Annotated in this window: 17 protein-coding genes; 6 read left to right on the top strand and 11 right to left on the bottom strand. The window is 43.3% G+C overall.

Annotation, left to right across the window (positions count from 1 at the left end; genetic code table 11):
- Window positions 1-84: 84 nt before the first annotated feature.
- The 5 genes from R8P61_06280 to R8P61_06260 form a co-directional block, all read right to left on the bottom strand.
- Window positions 85-930, bottom strand: a complete 846-nt coding sequence (locus tag R8P61_06280) for a DUF1080 domain-containing protein (GenBank protein ID MDW3646646.1) — start codon at window positions 928-930, stop codon at window positions 85-87.
- A gap of 68 nt (window positions 931-998) precedes the next feature.
- Complete coding sequence (locus R8P61_06275; GenBank protein ID MDW3646645.1) at window positions 999-1,448, bottom strand: hypothetical protein; 450 nt, start codon at window positions 1,446-1,448, stop codon at window positions 999-1,001.
- 4 nt (window positions 1,449-1,452) lie between these two features.
- On the bottom strand, window positions 1,453-3,024 hold the full coding sequence (locus R8P61_06270; protein MDW3646644.1) for a sulfatase: 1,572 nt from the start codon (window positions 3,022-3,024) through the stop codon (window positions 1,453-1,455).
- Window positions 3,025-3,043: 19 nt separating this feature from the next.
- Window positions 3,044-3,571, bottom strand: a complete 528-nt coding sequence (locus R8P61_06265) for a hypothetical protein (protein ID MDW3646643.1) — start codon at window positions 3,569-3,571, stop codon at window positions 3,044-3,046.
- A gap of 96 nt (window positions 3,572-3,667) precedes the next feature.
- The gene (locus R8P61_06260) at window positions 3,668-4,570 is read right to left on the bottom strand and encodes a serine hydrolase (GenBank protein ID MDW3646642.1); all 903 of its coding nucleotides are present in this window, start codon (window positions 4,568-4,570) and stop codon (window positions 3,668-3,670) included.
- An 83-nt stretch (window positions 4,571-4,653) separates the two neighbouring features.
- Here R8P61_06260 and R8P61_06255 point away from each other — a divergent pair, with 83 nt between their 5' ends.
- Window positions 4,654-6,135, top strand: a complete 1,482-nt coding sequence (locus R8P61_06255) for a M14 family zinc carboxypeptidase (GenBank protein ID MDW3646641.1) — start codon at window positions 4,654-4,656, stop codon at window positions 6,133-6,135.
- A 166-nt stretch (window positions 6,136-6,301) separates the two neighbouring features.
- Here R8P61_06255 and R8P61_06250 read toward each other — a convergent pair whose 3' ends face one another.
- Window positions 6,302-7,192, bottom strand: coding sequence for a lytic polysaccharide monooxygenase (locus R8P61_06250; GenBank protein MDW3646640.1), 891 nt, complete (start codon window positions 7,190-7,192; stop codon window positions 6,302-6,304).
- Between the two features lie 324 nt (window positions 7,193-7,516).
- Here R8P61_06250 and R8P61_06245 point away from each other — a divergent pair, with 324 nt between their 5' ends.
- Window positions 7,517-8,812, top strand: coding sequence for an MFS transporter (locus R8P61_06245; protein ID MDW3646639.1), 1,296 nt, complete (start codon window positions 7,517-7,519; stop codon window positions 8,810-8,812).
- Window positions 8,813-8,905: 93 nt separating this feature from the next.
- Here the strand turns inward: R8P61_06245 and R8P61_06240 are convergent, their stop codons facing one another.
- Together R8P61_06240 and R8P61_06235 are read right to left on the bottom strand one after the other, a co-directional pair.
- Window positions 8,906-10,657: a class I adenylate-forming enzyme family protein gene (locus tag R8P61_06240; GenBank protein ID MDW3646638.1), complete on the bottom strand. Its 1,752-nt coding sequence runs from the start codon at window positions 10,655-10,657 to the stop codon at window positions 8,906-8,908.
- Window positions 10,658-10,660: 3 nt separating this feature from the next.
- The gene (locus tag R8P61_06235; GenBank protein ID MDW3646637.1) at window positions 10,661-12,427 is read right to left on the bottom strand and encodes an arylsulfatase; all 1,767 of its coding nucleotides are present in this window, start codon (window positions 12,425-12,427) and stop codon (window positions 10,661-10,663) included.
- Window positions 12,428-12,601: 174 nt separating this feature from the next.
- On the opposite strand from R8P61_06235, the gene R8P61_06230 reads away from it, so the two are divergent.
- Complete coding sequence (locus R8P61_06230) at window positions 12,602-14,341, top strand: PQQ-dependent sugar dehydrogenase (protein ID MDW3646636.1); 1,740 nt, start codon at window positions 12,602-12,604, stop codon at window positions 14,339-14,341.
- On the opposite strand, the gene R8P61_06225 is transcribed toward R8P61_06230, so the two are convergent.
- The 3 genes from R8P61_06225 to R8P61_06215 all read right to left on the bottom strand — a co-directional run bounded on the left by R8P61_06225 (window position 14,331) and on the right by R8P61_06215 (window position 17,769).
- The gene (locus tag R8P61_06225; protein MDW3646635.1) at window positions 14,331-15,500 is read right to left on the bottom strand and encodes a DUF819 family protein; all 1,170 of its coding nucleotides are present in this window, start codon (window positions 15,498-15,500) and stop codon (window positions 14,331-14,333) included. The two genes, R8P61_06230 and R8P61_06225, sit on opposite strands and share 11 nt — an antisense overlap.
- Before the next feature lie 12 nt (window positions 15,501-15,512).
- A complete protein-coding gene (locus R8P61_06220) occupies window positions 15,513-17,084 on the bottom strand; it encodes a beta-N-acetylhexosaminidase (protein MDW3646634.1) in 1,572 nt (523 codons plus the stop codon).
- Window positions 17,085-17,217: 133 nt separating this feature from the next.
- Window positions 17,218-17,769, bottom strand: coding sequence for a hypothetical protein (locus R8P61_06215; protein MDW3646633.1), 552 nt, complete (start codon window positions 17,767-17,769; stop codon window positions 17,218-17,220).
- Between the two features lie 229 nt (window positions 17,770-17,998).
- On the opposite strand from R8P61_06215, the gene R8P61_06210 reads away from it, so the two are divergent.
- The 3 genes from R8P61_06210 to R8P61_06200 all read left to right on the top strand — a co-directional run bounded on the left by R8P61_06210 (window position 17,999) and on the right by R8P61_06200 (window position 22,693).
- Window positions 17,999-21,265, top strand: coding sequence for a CHAT domain-containing tetratricopeptide repeat protein (locus R8P61_06210; protein ID MDW3646632.1), 3,267 nt, complete (start codon window positions 17,999-18,001; stop codon window positions 21,263-21,265).
- 77 nt (window positions 21,266-21,342) lie between these two features.
- Window positions 21,343-22,098, top strand: coding sequence for a deoxyribose-phosphate aldolase (deoC, locus tag R8P61_06205; protein MDW3646631.1), 756 nt, complete (start codon window positions 21,343-21,345; stop codon window positions 22,096-22,098).
- Between the two features lie 106 nt (window positions 22,099-22,204).
- Entirely contained in the window at window positions 22,205-22,693 is a 489-nt protein-coding gene (locus R8P61_06200; GenBank protein MDW3646630.1) for a hypothetical protein, read from the top strand.

Genomic DNA, 22,693 nt, shown 5'->3' with positions numbered 1-22,693 from the left:
ATACGTGCACTTGAACTTGTTTTGATCCTGGATTCAATCCCATAAAAGTTCAAATGTAAGTATCAAAAGCAAGTGCAAGGCTTACTAAAGCTCTCTCACCCAAATGTTTCGAAAACGAACCTTATCTCCATGATCCTGTAGCAGGATCGGCAGCTTATTATCATGGGGCGTATAATAGGGCTTACCCAAAAAGATACAAGGTCCCTCCAATTGGAAATTATTCTGAATCAGTAAGCCATTGTGGAAGACAGTGACTGTTGCGGGGCGAATCAATTCGTTTTCATCGTCAAAACGAGGCGCATTGAAAACGATGTCATAGGATTGCCATTCACCCGGAGGGCGAGAGGCATTTACCATAGGAATGCTTTGCTTGTATAAGGCTCCTGCCTGTCCATTAGGATAGGTCATGTTTTCATAGGAATTCAAGACCTGAATTTCATAAAGGCCCATAAGAAAAACGCCACTATTTCCGTATCCCTGATCTGCTTTGCCCGGCATCACAGGACTAAGCCATTCGATATGCAATTGGATGTCTCCGAAAGCTTGCTTGGTTTCAATGGCACCAGAACCGGGCTTTACTTCCATATAGCCATCTTTCACTAGCCATTTTGCATCAGAGAAGGAAGGATTTTCTTTCTTTACCCTGATAATATCTTCAACATTATCCATACGGGCACCATAGCCATACTTGGGGGTGTGCCATCCAGAAAGGTCAGAGCCATCAAAAAGAACGATAGCGTCTGAAGGTGCTGGTACGGAAAAAGAAGGTGCTGGAGTTACTTTCCTGGGAACGGGTTCCCAAACTTCTGTTGCCTTAAAGGCTTGGGTTCGGTTTACTTCTGCCCAATCTATAGGCGGGACATCTTGGGCAATACCGGAAAGATTTGTCAATAAAACGATAGATATGAGTATAGGGAAAAGCTTATTCATAGGATAAAGAATAGTTAGGTTATTGACCTAAATATACAGAATCGGGAAAGATTTTTTTCTGAATAAGCCTATCTAAGGATCATGCTAATATCATTTATGACAATTAGCATTCCTGCTACATAAAGGATAGCGAAGAGGATCAATATGAATCCAAGTAACCGAAAACTGATCCCTAGTGCATGTAGACTTTTCTCTAAATCTATTTCATCTTTTGCTTCGAGGGCTGATTTGCTTGATCTGGCAAAGCGGAAGAGATAGAGACTTGGGATAACATAAATTCCTCCCAGAATTATCGCCACCAATAGCAAGAAGCCCCCTCTTTCACTTCCTTCATTTCCCCCGAAAGTACTGAGTGTTCCTATGAGTGCAAATAACAAATAGCTAGCAATAAAGATGAAACTTATAATAGCGATGATTCTGGCCCATTTACTGGCAAGGGCCAAAAACTCTTCGGCTTTTTTAGTGAGTTCAATGGTCAAATCCAGTTCACTCTTTTCTGTGTTTTCTTGTTCTTGCATACACCTAATCTCTTAATCCACTGTCCCACCAATTATTTTCAGGGTCAAAGTCTTTAGATAAATAGTCTGTCCTTCTTTGTTCCAATCGGGGTAATAGTTCCGACACTATTTTTGCCTGCCTTTCTCTCCAAAGTTTTTCCTTGAATTGAGGATCATTTTGTGGGAAGTCGGCATTCACCTCCTTCAACCAGGCTTCCATTTCGGCTGCCAATACTGCTAAGACCTCTGGATTTTGGGACGCCAGATCATTACTTTCTGTTGGATCGTCCCTCAAATTGTAAAGCTCTTTTACTCCATCTTCATAATAATGAATCATTTTCCAGGCACCCGCACGAATTATGCTAGAAGGATCTCCCCCCTGGTTTCCATAATGAGGATAATGCCAGAAAAGTGATCTTTCTTCTATTTCATTGCCCATCAAAACGGGCAAAAGACTTGTCCCATCCATGTGCTGCTCTGGCCTTGCTTCTGCTCCAATGAGGTCCAGGATGGTTGGATAGAAATCCATTCCTATCGCGGGAACAGAAGTTCTTGTTCCTTTATGACTCAACCAGGGCACAGAAATAAAATAGGGTTCTCTGATTCCCCCCTCCCATTGATAGCCTTTCCCTCCTCGCAAGGGAAGATTGGAAGTAGAATAAGCATCTCCAGAAGCTACTCCTCCATTATCAGAAGTGAAAACAACTATGGTATTTTTATCGAGGCCCAATTCTTTGAGGGTATTTAACACAATTCCTATGGCATCGTCCATACTTTCCACCAAACCTGCATAGACCGGATTGTCCTGAACTTGTCTAATTGGCAAACGCCTTTCCATCATAAATCCCTTCTCAGCGATTCCCTGTTCTTCTGCTCGATCTCTATATTTCTTCCATTTTTCTTCTGTGGTTTGAATGGGACCGTGGACGGCATAAAAGGAAAGGAAGGCGAAGAAATTGGTGTCCTTATGACTGCGGATGAAATCAGCAGTTTCCTCTCCTAACCTAATGGGAAGGCTTTCCCCCTCGTATTTTGCTTCCAGATTGGGGTTATCCCAGGGAGCATAAAAGCCTCCCATAGGACTACCTTTCTCCCATCCTCCTTTATTGATATCGAAACCATGATCTGTAGGCCAACTACCTTTTGAACCCAGGTGCCACTTGCCAGCAAAAAAGGTCTTATAACCTTCCTCTTTCATGGCTTCAGCTAAACTCAAATCTTCAAATGAGAGTTGATCTCTATTTGCTGCTGGAAGCAATTTATTATGGCGATTGAGGGTCCGCCATTCTTCTCCTGTTCTTGCACCTATCCAGTCTGTAATCCGCAATCTTGCCGGAGCTTTACCCGTCATGATAGCTGCCCGGGAAGGACTACATACCTGGCAGGCGGCATAGCCATTTTCGAAGATCATCCCATTCAGGGCTATCGCATCTATATTGGGAGTATCGTAATAGGTACTGCCCATCACACCCGAATCGTGAAACCCATAATCATCCGCCAAGATGAATAAGACATTGGGACGGGCTTTTTCCTTTTTTTCCGATTGACAGGATAAAAGGAACAGCAGGCTAAGTGAAATGAAAAGTGTGCGGTACATTTGAGCAGGTTTTTTTTTATCAGGAAAACTGATCGAGGAGTTTGAATTGCCAAAGATGATATCGCCAATGCTGGCTGAAGAATAGTTCGACTTTTTCAAAGCCTAATTCTCCCATGAATTTATTGTAGACCTTAAAATCCGGATTCTCATCGAAATGGGCGTAAAAATTTTGGGTCAGTGCAGCGACTTCAGCAACTGCAGCTTCCAGGCTATCAAATTTCAGTTCCGGAAGATCTGCTTTGGTCTTATCGCTGGGTCGATGTTTCATCTGCACCCCATTGTCAATAAACTTCTGAAAGCCCAATTGTTTCTCTGTTGGAGGACTTAGGACTTCTCCCAAACGATGGTACATATAGTTGCCATCGTTTAGGATATGTTCTACCATATGCTGAGCAGTCATTAGTCCAAAACGGGCTTCGGTATCTGGAGTGAGCTTGGAAAGGAGAGCCGGAACTTCTTCCAGCATGAATTTTCTTCTATCGAGGATCATTTGATCAAAATAGGAATTATTTGGGAAAGGATTTGGGTGCCAAGTGGTATGTGTCATCCCAAACTTCTGGCAAGCGCAGCGATGCCAAGCCATTTGAGAGTTTGAGCAATAAATAAAAAAACAGGAAGTCAGGGAGTCGAATTTTGCTTGATATTATTCTAGCTCTCTTGTCATGTATTCATAGATCAATTTAGAAACCCTCGCCAGCGTCTGGGTCCCTTTTTCGAAGTCTTCAAGATTTTTTGACAACAATACCAATACATAATTTCTACCATCGGGAAGAAAGACGATTCCGGAATCATGATGTAAGGCTGTGATGCTCCCCGTTTTATGTGCCACCTTGACTTCATCCGGTAAATGGACAGGAATGATGTCATTGAATTTCTGATCCAGGAGGGTTTCGATCATTTCTGAAGAAGCTCTTTGGTCAACCGTTTCACCTTTAGCCAACTTTTCAAAAATGATCATCAAATCTTTGGCGGTAGTCGAATTGCTTAAACCTGCCCGATAAGCCTTGATATCCTCTACCCCTCTTAGTACTTCGATATCCATAGCTCCCAGCTCACGCATACTTTGGGTAACTTTCCGCGCATCCACCAAATCAATCACGATATTGGTTGCCAGATTGCTACTCACAATGATCATATCATACACCAGATCCCGGATGCTCCGTTTTTCGCCTACGCCCTGATAGAGTTCATGTTCACTATCGTCCTCCGAATTCAAGCTGTAGCGGCTACTATCGACAATGCTGTAAAAGATGTTTTTCACCTCTAAAGAATCATCCAATTCAAATAATCCTTCTTTCGACTGCTTATATACTTCAATCATCACAGGAGTTTTCATCGTACTGGCTGCATGGAATTTTTCACCAGCATCTATCAGTAGCTCGGTTCCCACGTTTAGGTCTTTAAAAGCCAGGGCGAAATCACCAGTCCCATTCGAAAACTCTTCTTTGATATCCCTTTCCAATTCCAGGAGGGGATCTGGAGCTTTACAGGAAAAGATAATGCTAGATAAACCTAATAGAATTAGTAGTTTGGTAGTCTTTTTCATCAAATATGTCGGTTTGGTTTGCGAAAGCTTCATTCCAGAATTACAATTACGAAAATAATCCGATTTCCCCTTAATTTGTCCCCATGCGCACTACTATTACTCTTTCTTTCTTATGTATTTTCTCATTCTCACTTATGGCCCAGGATATGTCGGCACCTTTACATGAGCGTCTTTCTGAAAACTATGAGCAGTTTAAAGAAAGCAGCATTAGGCATAGAAGATTTAAACATCAGGATTTACAGCCCTTGATTGAGCAGGTGAAAGGAGAAGAAGGATTTCGGGTAAAGAAACTGGGAGAATCTATTGAAGGGCGGTCTATTTCTATGGTCTCGATTGGCAGTGGAGAAACCTCGGTTCTGCTTTGGTCCCAAATGCATGGAAATGAGCCTACCGCAAGTATGGCGATCATGGACATCTTTAATTTCTTTCGTCAGGAGAATGATTTTGAGGAGGTGAAAGCCCGCATAAAGCAGGAGTTGACTTTGCATTTTATACCGATGCTAAACCCAGATGGGGCGGAGCGATTTCAAAGAAGGAACGCCAATGGAGTGGACTTGAACCGAGATGCCCTTCGATTGCAAAACCCGGAAGCTCAAATTCTCAAGGATGTAAGAGATAGCTTGGATGCAGATTGGGGATTCAACCTCCATGATCAGGGAAAATACTATGCAGCTGGCCCAAGTCCCTATACGGCCTCGATCTCTGTACTTGCCCCTGCTTTCAATTACAATAAAGACATCAATGGAAATCGAGCCAATGCCATGCAGCTGATTGGAATCATGCATGAAGTATTGCAAGCACATATTCCCAATCGAATCGGTCGATACAATGACGATTTTGAGCCCCGGGCGTTTGGAGATAATATCCAGAAATGGGGAACGAGAACCATTCTGATCGAAAGCGGAGGCTATCCCAATGATCCGGAGAAACAGGTCCTGCGCAAAATGAATTTCCTCATATTATTGGAGTCCTTTTCTTCCATTTCAGAAGGAAGCTATCGGGATATGCCATTACGGGTGTACGAAAGCATCCCTTTTAATAGCTACAATCATCTTCATGACCTCATCCTTCGCAAAGTAGCCGTACCCAAAGATGGCAAAACATATACCTTGGATTTAGGGATTAGACGCTTCGAAGTAGATTATGATCGAAACTCTAAATACTTTTTGAGGAGCAGCATACAAGATATCGGCGATCTTTCTACTTCACATGCCTATGAGGAATTTAATGCAGAAGGATATGAAGTCGAAATGGGAAAGAGCTACCCCAAACTCATCAAGAAACAGAAGAAACTAAGCAAACTGGATCCGATTGAACTTCTGAAAGAAGGCTATACCAGCATTAAGCTAAAAGAAAGTCTCGATCCCTGGATTACGGCAGCTTTACCCCTACATATTTCTGGTCCATTTAGTCAAAGGGCCCCGATAGCTTTAGGCTATGAACCCAGTCTTTTATTCAAAAAAGGAGGAAAAATCACCTACGTTCTGGTAAATGGCTTTCTCTGGAATTTGGAAAAAGAGGAGCAAATAATCCGGGATATGCTGCAAGAGCGCTTGGGGATGTAAGGCATATAAAAAGCTTCCAACAGAATTGTTATTACGAGCTTGAATGACAAGCTAAGCAATCTCCTTGATTAACATGAATGCTTGTATCCAGGAGATTGCTTTGCCAAAGATTCCGGCTCGCCAAGACTGTCGTTTAGAAAAAAAGGGAAAGGAAAACATCACTCCCTTACTTCTCCAAAATCATCCGCTTAGTTTCAAGCATATCTCCTACCTGCAATCGATAGAAATATATACCTCCAGGCAAATTTGACCCATCAAATTCCAGGTCATACGTTCCTGGAGTCTGAAATTCATTTACCAGAATTGCTACTTCCTGTCCTGCAACATCAAAAACCCTCAGACTGACGGATTCACTCTTTTTCAATTGATACATGATTTTACAGGCAGATTTAAAGGGATTGGGAAAACATTGCTCCAGCTCAAAGTAGAGGCTGGCTTCGGGATGAACAGAAGTTGTTCCTCCACCAAAATCGACATCACTGGTAGAGTAAAATGCCTCGGGACTATCTGAGCGCTGCCAAAGGCTGTAGATCACATGTCTTCCAACTCTGGGAGGAAGCGTAACCGGAATACTCACCTCACTTTCAGCAGGACTGGGAGCCGTTCTGACGAGCAATTCCAAATCGTCCCAATGCAGGGCCTGATCGGGTTGCCAGCTTTCTTTTGTAATATAAACATCATAATAGGCTGTAGCATGGGGAGCTGTATTTTTCCATATGATAGCTGTTGGTCCAGCAGTAACCGGAGTCGCCACCCAATCCGACCTGACCTGATCCATGCCTCCATATTTTTGCCTGCCCCCACTCGCTAATTTTCCATCCGGCACAAATTGACTATGATTTCCATCTGCATTGGCCTGATTGATTTCATTCCAATCATAGAGGGGCTGAGTACCATGTGAAGCAACGGCTGAGATACAGGCTGCAGAAGAAGGGTTTTCCGGATTTTCCCGATAGCAATTCCAAACCCGGCTGGGTGGAGAAATAACGGTGCCATGAGCAAGAACCGAGGGAACGAAAAGAAGGATTGAGAGAAAGAGGAGCAGGAAAGTTTTCAAAAATTTAAACAAGTTAAGGTAATCAGTTTTAGACATATCGTTTATCAGAAATTGAATTATTCACTTTGAATTCAATCATTCGAATAGCTTTTGCCCGGGATAATGGAAAGCAGCAGCTTTGTAGGAGATCCCACTCAAATTTGGTCTACATTATGTCTAATACTCTTTTTAAAATTGCGATCGGAATTCATAGTAGGCTTTTGAATAGGAAAACCCTACGGCTATATAGAATCTGGCAGAAATGATAAAACAAACAGCAAGGCCAAACGAAATTGGGCTTTTAGCTGTGAAGCTGTATCTTATTGAAAACTACTACTCTGAAGGATGAAAGAGCCCGAAGCACCAGTGGCTGATCAACAGATCAGTCCTTCCTACCGAACTTATGTACTCCTGGCCCTGACCGGAGTTTATATATTCAATTTTATTGATCGACAGATTCTGGTAATCCTCCAGGAAAGCATAAAAGCTGATCTGGGATTGAGCGATCTTCAATTGGGTTTGTTGACAGGTTTTGCTTTTGCGGTCTTTTATGTAACCCTGGGACTTCCTATCGCCCGCTTTGCCGACAAGGCCAATAGAAAAAACATCATCGCCATTTCTCTTACAATTTGGAGTGCCATGACCGCTTTATCTGGCATGGCCCAAAATTTTATCCAGCTTCTCCTGGCAAGGATGGGGGTTGGTATTGGTGAAGCTGGAGGAAGTCCTCCCGCGCATTCTATGATATCCGATTATTATCCGGAAGAGAAGCGAGCTACAGCTCTATCTGTTTATTCGATGGGGATTTATATAGGGATTCTCTTTGGCTATTTATTCGGAGGTTGGTTGGATGAATATATCGGCTGGCGAAATTCTCTCCTCATCTTGGGATTACCGGGCATCCTCTATGCGATTTTTTTCTACTTCACCGTAAAAGAACCGATCAGAGGTTATTCTGAAAAAAGGAAAAGAGAAGCGGGCGAAGAACACAGCATGATGGATGTCTTCAAATTGCTTCTGAATCGAAAGGCCTTCATCTTCCTTGCACTTGCAGCAGGAATCAATGCTTTTGTCGTTTATGGAGTGGGCAATTTCCTTCCTTCTTTTTTGAGCCGAATTCATGAAATGGGGAAAGGAGAAATTGGCACCTGGCTAGCCATTGGATCAGGAGGCGGCGGGGCTTTAGGAGTATGGTTAGGAGGGTATTTGGGAGATAAGTTTGGGCAAGTGAAAAAGAGCTGGTATATGCTAATTCCTTCAATCGCCATATTGATCTCTATACCGCTAACCCTCATTGTCCTTTTCTCTGCCAATAAGCTGGTAGTCGTAAGTACAAACTTTGTAGTCAAAGCCCTATGGTCCATGTATCTGGCCCCTTGTATTGCTATGGCACATGGCATGGTGGGCCTTAGGATGCGAGCCCTTTCTTCTGCCGTCCTATTCCTTGTACTCAACTTTATTGGTCTGGGATTAGGTCCAACATTTTTTGGGTTTATCAGTGATCTTTTCACTGCCGATATGGGTACAGAAGGTATCCGTTGGGCATTGAGTCTGGGGATAGGATTTAGCCTGATAGCTTCTATCTTTTTATACCTCAGTTCGAGGTATTTGGAAGAGGATTTAGCACAGGCGCCGGATTAGGGAAGTGTTCTGGTGCTCGGGTGTTCTTGAACTCTGCAAAAGCTGAATACGCGAACACCAGAACACGAGAATAGGTGAACACCCTTTATCTCCCTACCCAAATTCAGCTTTCAAGACCTTCTTCAGCACCTTTCCAATAGGACTTCTAGGCAGTTCCTCTCGAATCTCAAGGCCGGAAATGCGCTGGGCTTTGCCTAGTCGTTCATTGGCCCAGGCAAGGATTTCTTCTGGATCAGCCTCTTTCCCCTTTATGACTTCCACCAGGGCCATCGGCGTTTCGCCCCATCTTTCACTCGCTATCCCAAATACAGCGGCTTCTTTTACAGCTTCATGCCGCTTGAGCATTTCCTCTAAATCAACAGCATAAATATTGAATCCCCCAGAAATGATGGTTTCCTTTTTCCTACCATGCAAAGTGATAAAGCCGTCTTCATCCATGGCTCCATAATCTCCGCTTCTAAACCAGGTTCTGCCGTGCAATTGAATGCCAAAAGCTTCTTTATTTGCATCGGGCCGATTGTGGTATCCATCCATCAGATTATCAGAAATACCTATGAGTTCTCCTATGCTTCCTCGGGGGACTTCTTTCCCTTCTTCGTCGACTACCAGGATCTCAGAATTATCAGCCGTTTGGCCAACTGTATGCAATTTATCAGGATGATCATTGGTAACAAGTACCGTGATCGGGCCTCCTTCCGTCAAACCATAAATCTCTATAAACTTGCCCGGCCAACGCCTGACCATATCTTGCTTGATCGAAACACTCAAGGGCGCGCTGGTCGTCATCACCAATTCGAAATTTCTCAGATCATAGGAATCGAAATCTGGATGAGCCAGGAGACGCTGTAATTGGACAGGAACCAAAACCGCATGGGTAGTTTTTTCCCTTTCGGCGAGCGCCAACAGTTCTTTTTCCCGAAACTTCTTCATCAGGACGAATTGCCCTCCATGAGCCAGGGTTCTCAGTACAGAGACCATGGTGGTATTTGAGTAAAGGGGAGTCGAAATCAAACTGATACTTTCGGTCCAAAAGCCCAATTTATGGCCTTTGGAATATCTGCTATGCCGGCCTCTTCGAGAGTGAACAATTCCTTTGGGAATGCCTGTAGTACCCGAAGAATACATGATATCGAATTCAGCATTTGGATCGTAGGCTATTTGAACTTCCTCCTTTGAAGCCCCACCTCTCCAACTTTCATAAGATTCCCACCCCTCTTCTTCAAAATCCAGGGCAATTTTATGTTTCAGTTCCGCTTTAAATGGCTCTACTAAATGTTTGTAACGCTCTGAAACAAACCAGATATGAATACCAGCATCATCTCCCATTAGTTTCAGGGTCCCCGGACTGGCCAAAGTCGAAAGGGGAACTATACAATGAGCTGCACGCAAGGTTCCAATAAAAAGCTCCAGGAATTCATGACAGGTATGGCCGATTACCCCAACTCTCTGATTGCTGTTCATCTCCAGCGCCAACAAGGCATTTGCCACCTGGGTAGCATGCGTATCAAAGCTAGCCCAAGTGAGCTCTGTTCGATCGTCTTTGATGGCGAGGGTATCGGGGCGATCCTTTGCATGCCGAGCCACGCATTGAGAAAGATCTTCGAATGCAGGCTCTTTTAGTTCCTCTTTAAGCAGGTAGATCGCATGTCGGAGTTTCCTACTTCCTTTTGATAGCCTTTCCTCTGGAAATAATTCCCCAACTTCCTCCAAGGCTTTGACAAACTGAAAATCTATACTGAGTTCATCAACCTCGTCAATAGCCGAGGCAGCCTCAAGCATATCTTCCCAGGATTGTGAATGACTCGCTTGCTGAAGTTTATCTATAATCGCTTGATATTTTCCCATCTTCTATAAATCAGTTCGATTAAGCATGAGTAGGCGAAAATCGAGTACTTCTTTGCCAGAAATCTCAAGGGCTTCCAATGCAAGTTCCCCTTCGCCTTTTTCCAGATAAATATTTCCCAATGAAATAGGTTTAAAGTCTTTCACATAAGACTCTATTCGTTCATCTCTGTCTTCTTCCATACCGAAAAGAGGAGGATCATGGGCCTCCGTAATTTGCCCCTCAAGCTGACTCTTACCAAAACTCAGTCTGATTTTCGATCCCACATTTTCTTCTGAGCAGGTATAATAGAGAATAGCTTCAAATTCGCCGGATTCCAAGACTTCCATAGGGAAGTATATTTTCTCCTCTGTGCTGGTCCAGTTGGTGTAAAAGGAACAATTGGGATAGCGATTGCTTCTTTGGATTTCTCCTGTGACCCGGGCATCGCGGGCTGGCAATTGATTGTATTTAAAATCCGGATGTCCTACCACAAAAGCACGATTGTCCTCTTCTGGTAGCTCCGAGAAAACATTCCTCCTCCACTCTTCTCGGAATTCAAACAGGTCGGTATAGGTATCCTCTTTTTCTTCGGCAATATCCTGGGTTTGACCTGGATCATTGAGCATATCAAACAATTGATCTTCAAATCCCAATCGAAAGTTTTGCGTGCGTATACTTGTTCGCCCTCTCCAATGGTTGACAATATAGCGGTCTTCCCATGCCTTACTTTCGCCCATTAAGAGCGGGACTAGACTTTTCCCATCCAGCTTTTTCTCACTTGTAAATTCGACCCCGGACATTTCCGTTAGGGTCGGCAGAAAATCAATAGCACTGGCAATTTGGGGAATATTTATTCCCGGCTTAATCTTTCCTTTCCACTGCATAATCAATGGAGATCGAACTCCTCCTTCGTCTGTTGATCCCTTTCGACCTTTCATCCCATCATTCCAACGAACGCCATTGGGACCATTATCTGAGAGGTAAACAATAATGGTATTTTCCTCCAACTTCAATTCCTGAAGTTTCGAGACAAGGCGGCCCACATTCCAGTCAATATTCTCACACATAGCCAAAGCAGCTTTTATGTGATCCGGGTTTTCTCTATCGGGTTCCCGATTATGCATCTTCAGTTCCTTATCCTTAAACCTCTCCCAGTATTCATCCGGGACCTGCATAGGACTATGTGGAGTGTTGTAAGGAAGGTAGACAAAGAATGGCTGCTCTTTATTCTCTTCCATAAAAGTCATGGCCTGTTCTGTAAAATCATCTATTACAAAGCCATTCCCTTTGATAATTTTCCCATTATGCTCCAGCATAGGACTAAAATAATTGCCCCAATGTCCGGAGCAGAACCCATAAAACTCTTCAAAGCCTCGGGCATTGGGATGATAAGGATATTGCATTCCATTATGCCATTTCCCATAGGCTGCCGTTCGATATCCCGCTTTTTGAAAGATTTCGGCAATGGTCGTCTCATCCAGATCCATGCGTTCCCCCCCTGCGGAAGTTGCGTACACCCCGCTTCGAACATGATAGCGGCCCGTCAGAATTTCTGCTCGCGTTGGGGAGCAAACCGGACTCACGTAGAAGCGGTCAAACATAGCACCATCCCTTGCGAGCTGATCTATATTCGGGGTGGATAAATTGGTATTGCCGTTGATGCTCAAATCTCCCCAGCCCTGATCATCAGTCAGGATAAAGAGGATATTGGGCATAGAAGGCTTGGGGTCTTGTTTTTGCTGGCAGGCGAAAAGCATGAACGCCAGCATAAGCAGGTATCCGTATCGCATATTTTGTAGTAATTTCAGTAGATAAGTTCAATATAATCTTTCAATTTCTAATTCCTGAGGAAATTTAAAAATCCCTGTAGAGAGAATAATTACAGAAATACTTTGTCCGAACTAAAAACTCTGGTAATTTATAATGAGCCTTGCATGCTGGCCACTTCCTAATGTTTTAACACCATGCGTTTTACTAACTACTACTACGTTGCGGCAGTTTTGCTGCCTTTATTCCTTTTACAATGTGAAAGCCCTCTTTCCTATGAGCTGCCTCCAGCTGATCCGGATAACGGAGGTTTACGGCTTCCCGATGGATTTTCTGCGGTGGTTGTTGCAGAAGAATTGCCCGGACAGGCCCGGCATTTAGCCATACGGAAAAATGGGGATATCTATGTAAATATGCGAAAGAGGACCCCTGAAGGGGGCAATATAGCGCTCCGTGATACAGATGGAGACGGTAAAGCAGATATCTTCAAAGCATTTGGACATTATCGCAAGAAATGGGGCTTTGGATCTGCCAGCAGAATTTACAAAGACTACCTTTATTATAGTTCAGAATTGGCGGTTTACCGGAGTAAACTCATTCCTGGCCAACTGCTTCCTGATACTACAAAGGAAATCATGGTCATCGATGATCATGCACATAAGGAGCACGAGCATATAGCCAAACCGGTTTCTTTTGACAATGATGGCAATATGTACGTACCCTTTGGAGCTCCTTCCAATGCCTGTCAGGAGCCCAAACGCACACCGGGTCAGCCCGGGCTTGATCCCTGTCCCCAATTGGAGGATCATGCGGGGATCTGGAAGTTTGACGCTGAAACTCCGGGGCAAACCCAAAAGGATGGAAGCAGGTTCGCAAGTGGCATTCGCTCTGTGGTAGCTATGGATTGGAACAAACAGGATGAAAATCTGTATGTGGTTATCCATGGACGAGATGATCTGGTTCGATTATTCCCCGAACTATATTCTCCCTGGGAAAGTGCTATGCTTCCCTCTGAGGAGTTTGTCAGAGTTCAGGAAGGAGATAATTTCGGATGGCCGTATTGCTATTATGATCAAATGATCAGCAGAAAAGTTCAGGCCCCGGAGTATGGGGGAGATGGAGAAATGGTAGGAAGATGCGGAGACTACGAAAAGCCACTCATTGGCTTTCCCGGACATTGGGCTCCCAATGATCTGTACTTTTATCAGGGGGATCAATTTCCTGCCCGCTATAAACATGGGGCATTCATAGCCATGCATGGATCAACTATCCGAGCCCCGTATCCTCAGTCCGGCTATTTTGTGGCCTTTGTTCCCTTCAAGGATGGGAAACCCAGTGGATCATGGGAAGTCTTTGCCAATGGATTTGCAGGCGTAGATCCCATTGTCAATGTAAATGATGCCGTCTACCGTCCCATGGGAATTGCTGAAGGACCGGATGGATCTTTATATCTTACAGAAACGGAAAAAGGCAAAATCTGGAGAGTAATGTTCACAGCTGAGCGGGAGAAATTTGGAAGCTCCCAACTGGCTTCTATGGAAGGAGAAAGAGAAGCCTCCAATGTTCGCACTCCAAAGGAAGAGGAAGACAATTTACAGAAAGAGAAATTGACTGGAGGAGATTACCTATACTTTACCTACTGTGGGATTTGTCATCAGTCTAATGGAAAGGGTTCCGGAGAACGTTTTCCTCCCCTTGCTGGTACAGATTGGGTAACGGGGAATAAAGAAAGACTGATTGACATCGTCATGAATGGGCGGGAAGGGCCTATGATGGTGAATGGGCAAAACTATAATAATGTCATGCCTCAACACAGTTTCCTAACTGATGATAAACTGGCAACAGTCTTAAGTTATATCAGAAAGAATTTTGGGAATGATGCAAGCACTATCAGTCCAGAAGAAGTAGCTGCTGTTCGGGCAAAATCTAACCCATAGCCGCTCCGACTCCAATTCCCAGAAAAGTTCCAATAACATATCCCAGAAGTCCAATCAGGATACCCGGGGTTATGGCCTTTGGCATCCCAAAGGATACCGCCATAGGTGCTGCTACTGAAGGTCCGGCGATATTTGCCGCAGAGGCAATCATAATTTCTTTCAGACTTACTTTCAAAAGTTTACCTGCTACGAGAACGACAATCAAATGAACGACAAGGATAATCGTTGCGAATAGAATGATGCCGGGAATGGAGTTCCACAGTTGATTCAGATTGGAGGAGGCACCAATAACTGCAAGGAAAACATACATCAGAAACATCCCGATATTGAAGGCTACTTCCTGATATTTAAGAAAGAATTTCGGAAAAATATTTACCAGGGCTATAATGGCAGTTGTGATGATCAGGACCTCCAGGTCTATTTCTGTCCCTAATAAAGAAGCTAAAAGTGGTGCCAGAAATTCCGCACAGACAAAGATCCCCGCACTGATGAAAAGGCAAAGGGTAATATGTTCCATCAAGACGCCAAATTCAAAGGAAGCCTTACTTTCCTCCAGCTCTTTACTTTCATCCGCCACATAAGGGGCAAAATAATCCGCCACCCATTTTATACCTGGTAGCAAAAAGATCAATACAATGTATACATTGGTGAAGACATTGTCTACGGTAATAGTGGAAACGAAGTAGTCACTTTCAAGGAAGTCTAAAGCCGTTGATACCGCCATAAAATTGACACTCCCTCCCGTATAAGTCCCTATAAAGGCTCCCATTACTTTGTGGGTTTCCTCCCCAAATTCTAAAAAAGATCCTGCAACTATAGCCCCAATAGCTACCCCTGCTGCACCAATCAAAAAGGGCAATAACAGGCGTCCTGTATCATTGAGGATTCTTTTCAACTGTACATTGAATAGAAGAAGCGGGATAGCAAAAGGAATAAAATAAGTAAAGACCCAGCCGTAGATTTCAACAGAAAGCTCAGGATCGGCTGCCGGAGGTAATATACCTACAGTCGTCAGAATAGCGGCTGCCAGAATGGTCACAAGCGCACCAGATATTTTACTGAACCAACCTACACGTTCCCCATACATCCCTAAGAGGGATACGGCGAGTAGTACTGACCAAATCAGGATATGGCCATCTGGGGAAATTAAGCTTTTCATGGGGTTCTATATTTATTCCGCCCAGGGCACTTGCTTGGAGGGATAATAATTTATACCCAGCACATCGAAGCGAGCTTTCTGCCTTCCTAACCTGATCCTGTATTCATCCCAACTTCTATTATCTCTCGGTGACCAACCAATTTCGGCATGTCCAGGTAGGCGAGGAAAGATCAGCCATTCTGCTTCTGTAATATTGCTTACGGTTTCTGACCAAAGTGGCGACTCAACTCCCAGGATATTCTCAGCAGTCATTCCCTCTACCAATTCTTCGGGATCCCACTGATAACTACTGTCAATTTCAATATAAGCTGCCCAATGCAAACCATATTTACTGGTAGTATCATAGGACATATCCAGATAGGTTTTCTTTGCAGGAGAGGCCAGGATCTTTGCATTTTGCTTGAGGGCCTTCTCAGCATTTTCCGCACTATCCCAATACTGAGCGATGGTATTCTTCTTCAAAGTTGCCTGAGCAATCTCATCCCAGCCCATCACCAATTTGCCATGCTTATGAACGATATCCTGTACACGATTTACAAAGGGTATGTAATCTTTCAGTTTAGTGGCATGGGTTTCATCTCCCCCAATATGGATATACTCTCCAGGTGTAATGGCTACGAGTTCACGGATCACATCTTCAATGAATACGTAAGTTTCTTCATTTGACGTACACAGGGTTGAAAAGCCTACTTCAATTCCCGTATATATTTCGGGTTTCTTTCCAGTGCAATACAATTCCGGGTAAGAAGCCAAAATCGCATTGGTGTGGCCGGGCATATCGATCTCAGGGATTACCGTTATGAAACGATCGGCAGCATAGGCTACGATATCCTTATATTCTTCCTGAGTAAAGAATCCTCCTTCTCCTCCACCTACTTCTGAACTTCCGCCTATTTCCGTCAATTTTGGCCAGGACTTAATCTCAATTCGCCAGCCCTGATCATCAGAAAGGTGAAGATGCAGGGTATTTAGTTTATAGGATGCGATATAATCAATAAACGTCTTTACCTCATCTACTGTAAAGAAGTGTCTGGCTACATCCAACATAGCCCCTCTATATCCAAATCGAGGATAGTCTTTGATCGTACCTGTTCCAATTTCCCAGGGACCTGATTGTTTATCTTTGGCTTCGATACTTGCAGGAAGTAATTGTCTCAGGGTTTGAATTCCTCGGAAAACTCCGCTGGCTGCATTGGCTTTAAACACAACCAAATCTTCTGTAATGTCCAATTGATAGCCTTCTCTGCCAAGTTCAGCATCCGAAGTCTCCAGACTTAAGAAAATGTTGCCAGCTGAAGGCCAGGCATCAGTAGCACTTACTTCCAGCGGATATCCAGTTGCAGGTCTTAGAACCTCCGCCAGATAATTGGCGGTTTTCATCAAATCCTCATCATTTCCCTGGACATAAATGCGGGTGTTCTTTTCAATCGCAAAAGAACTGCCCGTTGCCTGAAGACTTACTGGTTTAGGAATCAAAGCTTCATTTCCCAAATCTTTTGGAGTAGGTTCTTTGCAGGAAACAGTCATGAATACGGAAAGAATTGAAAGGTAAGCTAGTTTTTGTACCCAATTATTGAAACGCATGTTAAGCTACACTTAGTAGTATTATTATTTGGCCGGCAATATAGTCAATGAGAAGCAATCCTCATCGGTCATTTAAAAAAATCGCCGGCTACTCTTTTGAGCAACCGACGATTTGTATTTAATTAGAGCAGGACTAGCTATTGATTCGGCTTGGCAGGAACCATCCCAACCAGGCTCCAGTCAAGCCCCATTGTACAACTACATCCAGCAGTTGTGGTAAGGAATCGGTTTCAAACCATATACTCTCCTGGTAGGTGACTGTCATCCAGCCTATCAATCCCACAGAAAGTGCTGAGATAATGGCCGTTTGCATACTTAGACCCGCCATTTTCGAAAGCAGCCAGGAAAGGAGGAATACAGAAACGAAACTGATCAACCATCCTCTGAACATATTCAAACCCATGTTTGAGTTGAAGGATTTGTGATAACTAACCCTTGCCCAGGGTTTTCCCGTCATTTCGTTCTGAAAAGCCGTCATTTCATCATTAGATGCAGTGGCAGGAAGACGCGGAAGGAAATATGCACCTTCTGCCAAATCACTATCTGCCAACGCTTGCAAAACGGCATCTTGCTTATCAGTATGTGCCATTTGACCCTCATGTATCCCTAAAGGAGCCCATGACAGGAACTGCCACATAAAGATAATTACAGAGCCAACAGCAGATGCAATCAAAAGATTTTTCATAGTAGTAGTTTTAGAGTAAATGTGTATCGCTAAATCTAATATACTAAAATTCAGTCAATTGGGGCAAGATTTTTCCTAAATGAACCAGACTAATTCAATTAGGCGCATAATCCATTCTCCATATTTTCAATCCTTTATCAAAGTCCTGTTTCGAAAACATAGGGCCGCAATATTGTCAATTATTTAGTAGATTTATTGTGTGCTTTAGGATCTGAGCTACAATTACACCATGCCAAGAATGCTGTTAGTGAAATCTCCTTGCTTTTACTTTTTCCTCTTTCTTTTCCTATTATTTGAGTCTCTTCCTCTCTATAGCCAGAATACTTCTTTCTCCAAAGCCCTGAAAGATTCTGATGCTTTATTGGAAAGCGGAAATTATGAAGAGAGCCTGAAATCAAATCGAAAGATTGAACAGAATTTTCCAATACTGGATACCCTGGATCGGGTCAAATTGATTAAACAAAGAGCCTATCTCTTAACCAAAATTGGTCAGAAGGATAGTTCCGTTCAGTATTTGCAGGAAGCCAGGCAGCTGTTAAAAAAAGATTCCCTGAATCAACTGCCCTTGTATGCAAGCCTAATGTATGATCTGGCCTTTAGCAGTATCAGCCAAAATCCTGGAAATCCACAAATTGAAATCTATTTGGAAGAATCACGGAAGATTCGGGAAATCCATGATCCTGAAATGCTAGGAAAAACACAGCACCTCAAGGCGAATCTGTTTATGAAAAAAGGGAATTTCCCCGGCGCAATTCAAATCTTTGAGTCTCTCATTGATCGGAAAGAAGAAATCAGCAAACACCTATTGGCCCGCACACACAATGATTATGGCATCAGCCTCATTTTCATGCGAAGACATCCGGAAGCTCATGCTTCTTTAGAAACCGCCATGAATATATTTGAGGAGCATTATGGCACAGATGAACATCCAGATATGATCAATGGCCTTTCTTATTTGGGATATATCAGTGGAGTAATTGGGAAACTGTATTCCGGCAGAAAATATTGCGAAGAAGCGCTGCGATTGCAACAGAAGTTCTTTCCTCCTGATCATCCAGAACTCGCGATCATTTATTACTACCTCGGAGGGATTTATAATAATATGCAGGAGGCCGAAAAAGGTCTTGCAGCTTTTCAGGAAGCTATTCGAATAGATGACATCCATTCTGGCCCTCAAATGAGTCCCCGAAAAGCAAACTTCTATATGAGTCTTGGAGCTGCTTATAAAGGCATCAATGATTTTGACCGATCATTGGAAGCCAATCAAAAAGCAGTGGATTTCTTCGAAAGTCTTCCCAATCAACATCCCTTTATGGATCAACTTTATGCAAACATTGGGATGACCTATTTTGATAAAAGGGATCTTGAAAATGCTCAGAGCTATCTCGACAAATCGATGAAGCTCGCGCTCGAAAAATTTCCTGAGACGCATCCCAGTATGGTTACGCGTTTTACGGCCTATGCAAAACTCTATGAAGAGAAAAAAGCCTATCAAAAATCTCTGGAGTACTGGGAAAAAGCCGCTCAGGTAGAAGCTGCCAGAAGTGGACCTAAATCCAGTCGAATTGCTCACTTCAAATCAAAACAGGGAGCTGTTTATTTCAACTACCTTAAAAATCCTCAAAAAGCATTGGAGTTTTACGAACAGGCAATCACTTCCATGGATCTGGAAGGTTGGACTCAGGGAAACCAATATCCGCTCAATCAGCTTAGCCGTGAACAACCCACCGTTATGCTTGGGATTTGTCATGGCTACAGTCTTTGTCTTCAGGCGGAAAGTAAAAAACAAGACCGCAAGAAAGCTTTTGAATTGATTTTGGCAGCCGAAATGCTTGTCGATTCGACTCGGAGTGAATATCTAACTGAATCCAGTAAACTTGAACTGGCCAGTAATTCTCGAAAACTCTATGAATTGGGAATTGAACTGGCTTTTGAATTATATCAGGAGAGTGGTGATCAGATGTATCTCAACAATGCCTTTCGTCTAAGTGAAAAAAGTAAAGCCCTTCTCCTTTTGTTGAGTCTCAAGCATGTGCAAGCCTTGCAAAGCTCGGAGATTCCTGAGTCCGTTTTGGAAAAAGAGCAGGAACTTGAGCGAAAGATCATGAGTACCAAAAGCCTTAAAAGCAGATATACGCGTGATCAACTTGCAGAAACGGATAGTATATCAAAAATTCTCTTCGCACTCAACGCAAGTCGGGATTCTTTGATTGAAGAATTAGAACTCAATTATCCTCAATATTTCCGAATTAAATACGATCCCCATATTCCTCAATTGAGTGAAATTCAAAATCAACTTCTTCAAGAAAAGGAGGCTGCGCTTGTCTATTTTCTGGATGATGCCTTTGTGTATAGATTTGACATTCGGAAGGATAAGGTGGATTTCACAAGAAAAGAGCTCAATGAAGATTTTTCAGGTCGTATTAGAGATTTTCGGCAATTGATTTATGCCCCATTATCTTCAAAAACGGATGATGATTTTGTGGAAATGCAGGGCAAATTTGTAACAGAGGCACATAGGCTATATGAGTTATTGCTTCCTGCCAAAGAAGACTTTTCAGGAATCGAAACCCTAAAAATCATTCCCGATGGAGTATTGAGTATGCTAAGTATGGATTTGCTTCTAAGTAAAATGCCTCCTGATATCGGCAAAATCAGAAGCTATCCCTGGGCCATCCGCGACTATGAATTTTCCTATCTCTATTCTATGGGGCTATGGATGTATCTGGAAGAAACTCGTCCAATTAAAAGACCTGAACCCAGGCTTTTGGCCTTTCAACCCAGCTATCCCAATACAGAGATGGAAGAAGGATTATTCGCAGAAAGAAGAGCCGGTTTTGGACCTTTGAAATTTAGTGAGGCAGAAGTGAAGGGGATCAGCGATTTCTATGCAGGGGAGATCCTTTCCGGCAGTCAGGCCAATGAAGCCAATTTCTACGAAATGGCCCATGAATATCCCATCATCCACATCAGCAGTCACGCCATGGTTCCTGAAAAAAAGCAAAGAGATGCCTTCATTGCTTTGAGTCAATCGGAAAACGGGGAATATGATGATTCTCTTATGATAGAAGAACTTTATACCCAGAGACTCAAAGCAGAAATGGTCGTACTAAGTGCCTGTGAAACCGCTTTAGGAGAATTGGCAGAAGGAGAAGGTGTCCTGAGTTTAGGTCGGGCTTTTACCTATGCAGGAGCCAGAAGTCTGATCATGTCACTTTGGGAAGTAAATGATGAAAGCACGGCCGAAATCATGACCAGCTTTTACAAGCATTTGGCTGAAGGCGATCAGAAATCTACTGCTTTACGAAAAGCAAAACTGGCCTATATTGAGAAAAGCGATCAGTTGGAATCTCAACCTTATTTCTGGGCGGCTTTCCTGGCCAGTGGGGATATGCAACCTTTACCCGAAAAATCTTCAAATAGCTGGCTCTGGTTCTTGGCAATCCTTGGAATTATTGGGATATTTTGGGGGATAAGAAGTGTTGTAGTTCGGTAGTGATTTAGTACAAAAGTTCTACCGCTACATAGCACAGCTATAACATGACACCACCCTAACACTATAAGACCCGAACTATGAACCCCATCCAGGAACTTGCCAAAATGATCGACCACTCTCTGCTTCACCCTACGATGACTGATGAGGATTTGAGAAAAGGATGTGCGATAGCCAAAGTCTATGATGTTGCTTCCGTTTGTATCAAGCCCTATGCGATCAAACTGGCAGTAGAAGAACTCCAGGGTTCTGATGTGCTGGTGGGAACGGTAATTGGCTTTCCGCAAGGCAATTCTCGAATAGACATCAAAGTAGCTGAATGTATTCAGGCTTGTAAAGATGGAGCTACTGAGATTGATATGGTGGTCAATATTGGGAAGGTATTACAGGAAGACTGGTACTATATCAAAGAAGAAATAAATGCCATCTGCAAAGCGACTCATGATCATGGAGCCATTCTCAAAGTGATTTTTGAGAATGATTTTCTCCCCGAAGACAAATACAAAATCAAGCTTTGCGAAATCTGCTCTGAACTGAAAGTTGATTTCGTCAAAACTTCAACTGGCTATGGCATGGTCAAAGGAGCCGATGGAAAATACGGATATCAGGGAGCTACCCATCCTGACCTCAAATTGATGCGCAAACATGCAGCTGACGAAGTTCAGGTCAAAGCTGCTGGCGGAGTTCGTACACTAGAAGATTTATTGGCAGTGAAAGCCTTGGGCGTAACACGCGTAGGAGCTACTGCAACCGTTGCTATGCTGGAAGCAGCCAAAGAGAAATACGGTATTGGCAGGGACGAAAATGCCCCAGAGGAAGAAGCACCTGGCTATTAAAACCCCGCTGCAATACAATTTGCTAATAAGTCTATGATTCCAACCTTTTCAGCTTATTTGTCTCTTTTAGAGGAAGACTTTAGTAGGAAACCTAAAGGAATAAGCTATGCAAATCACATCTAAAGATTGGAACAAAAAATTTCAGTTGCATAAGGAGGGAAAGTCTGTATTTCATCTGGAATACGGAAAATGGAATTATCATGCTACGGCCAGTTTTCAGGATCAACATATCCAAATGAAGCCCAGAAAATGGTACAAAAGCCGTCACGAAATCTTGAAGGACGGTAAAGAAGTTGGCTGGATTAAGTGGAAATGGAATGGAAGCCTGGAAGTTCATGTGAAAGATGCCATGAACCGTTTGCGCAGCTACCAGCTAAAGGCCAAAACCTGGAATTCCAATATCTTTATTTTTCATAGCCTGGATTTGGATAAAGAGCTTTTTCGTCTCAGAAGGACCAGCAAATGGTATCAGAGTAAACATCAATTCAAAGTAGAAAAATTGGCTATAGGGATGCCCGGGGTTGAGCTTGAGGAGCTGGTTTTATACGCCCTTCATGCTGCCAATATATATTATCAGGCGAGCATGGGATCTTAG

It is taken from the genome of Bacteroidia bacterium, assembly GCA_033391075.1.
Lineage (GTDB): Bacteria > Bacteroidota > Bacteroidia > J057 > J057 > JAWPMV01.
Note: the sequence above shows the minus strand (reverse complement) of the source record. Positions and strands in the feature narration are given on the sequence as shown.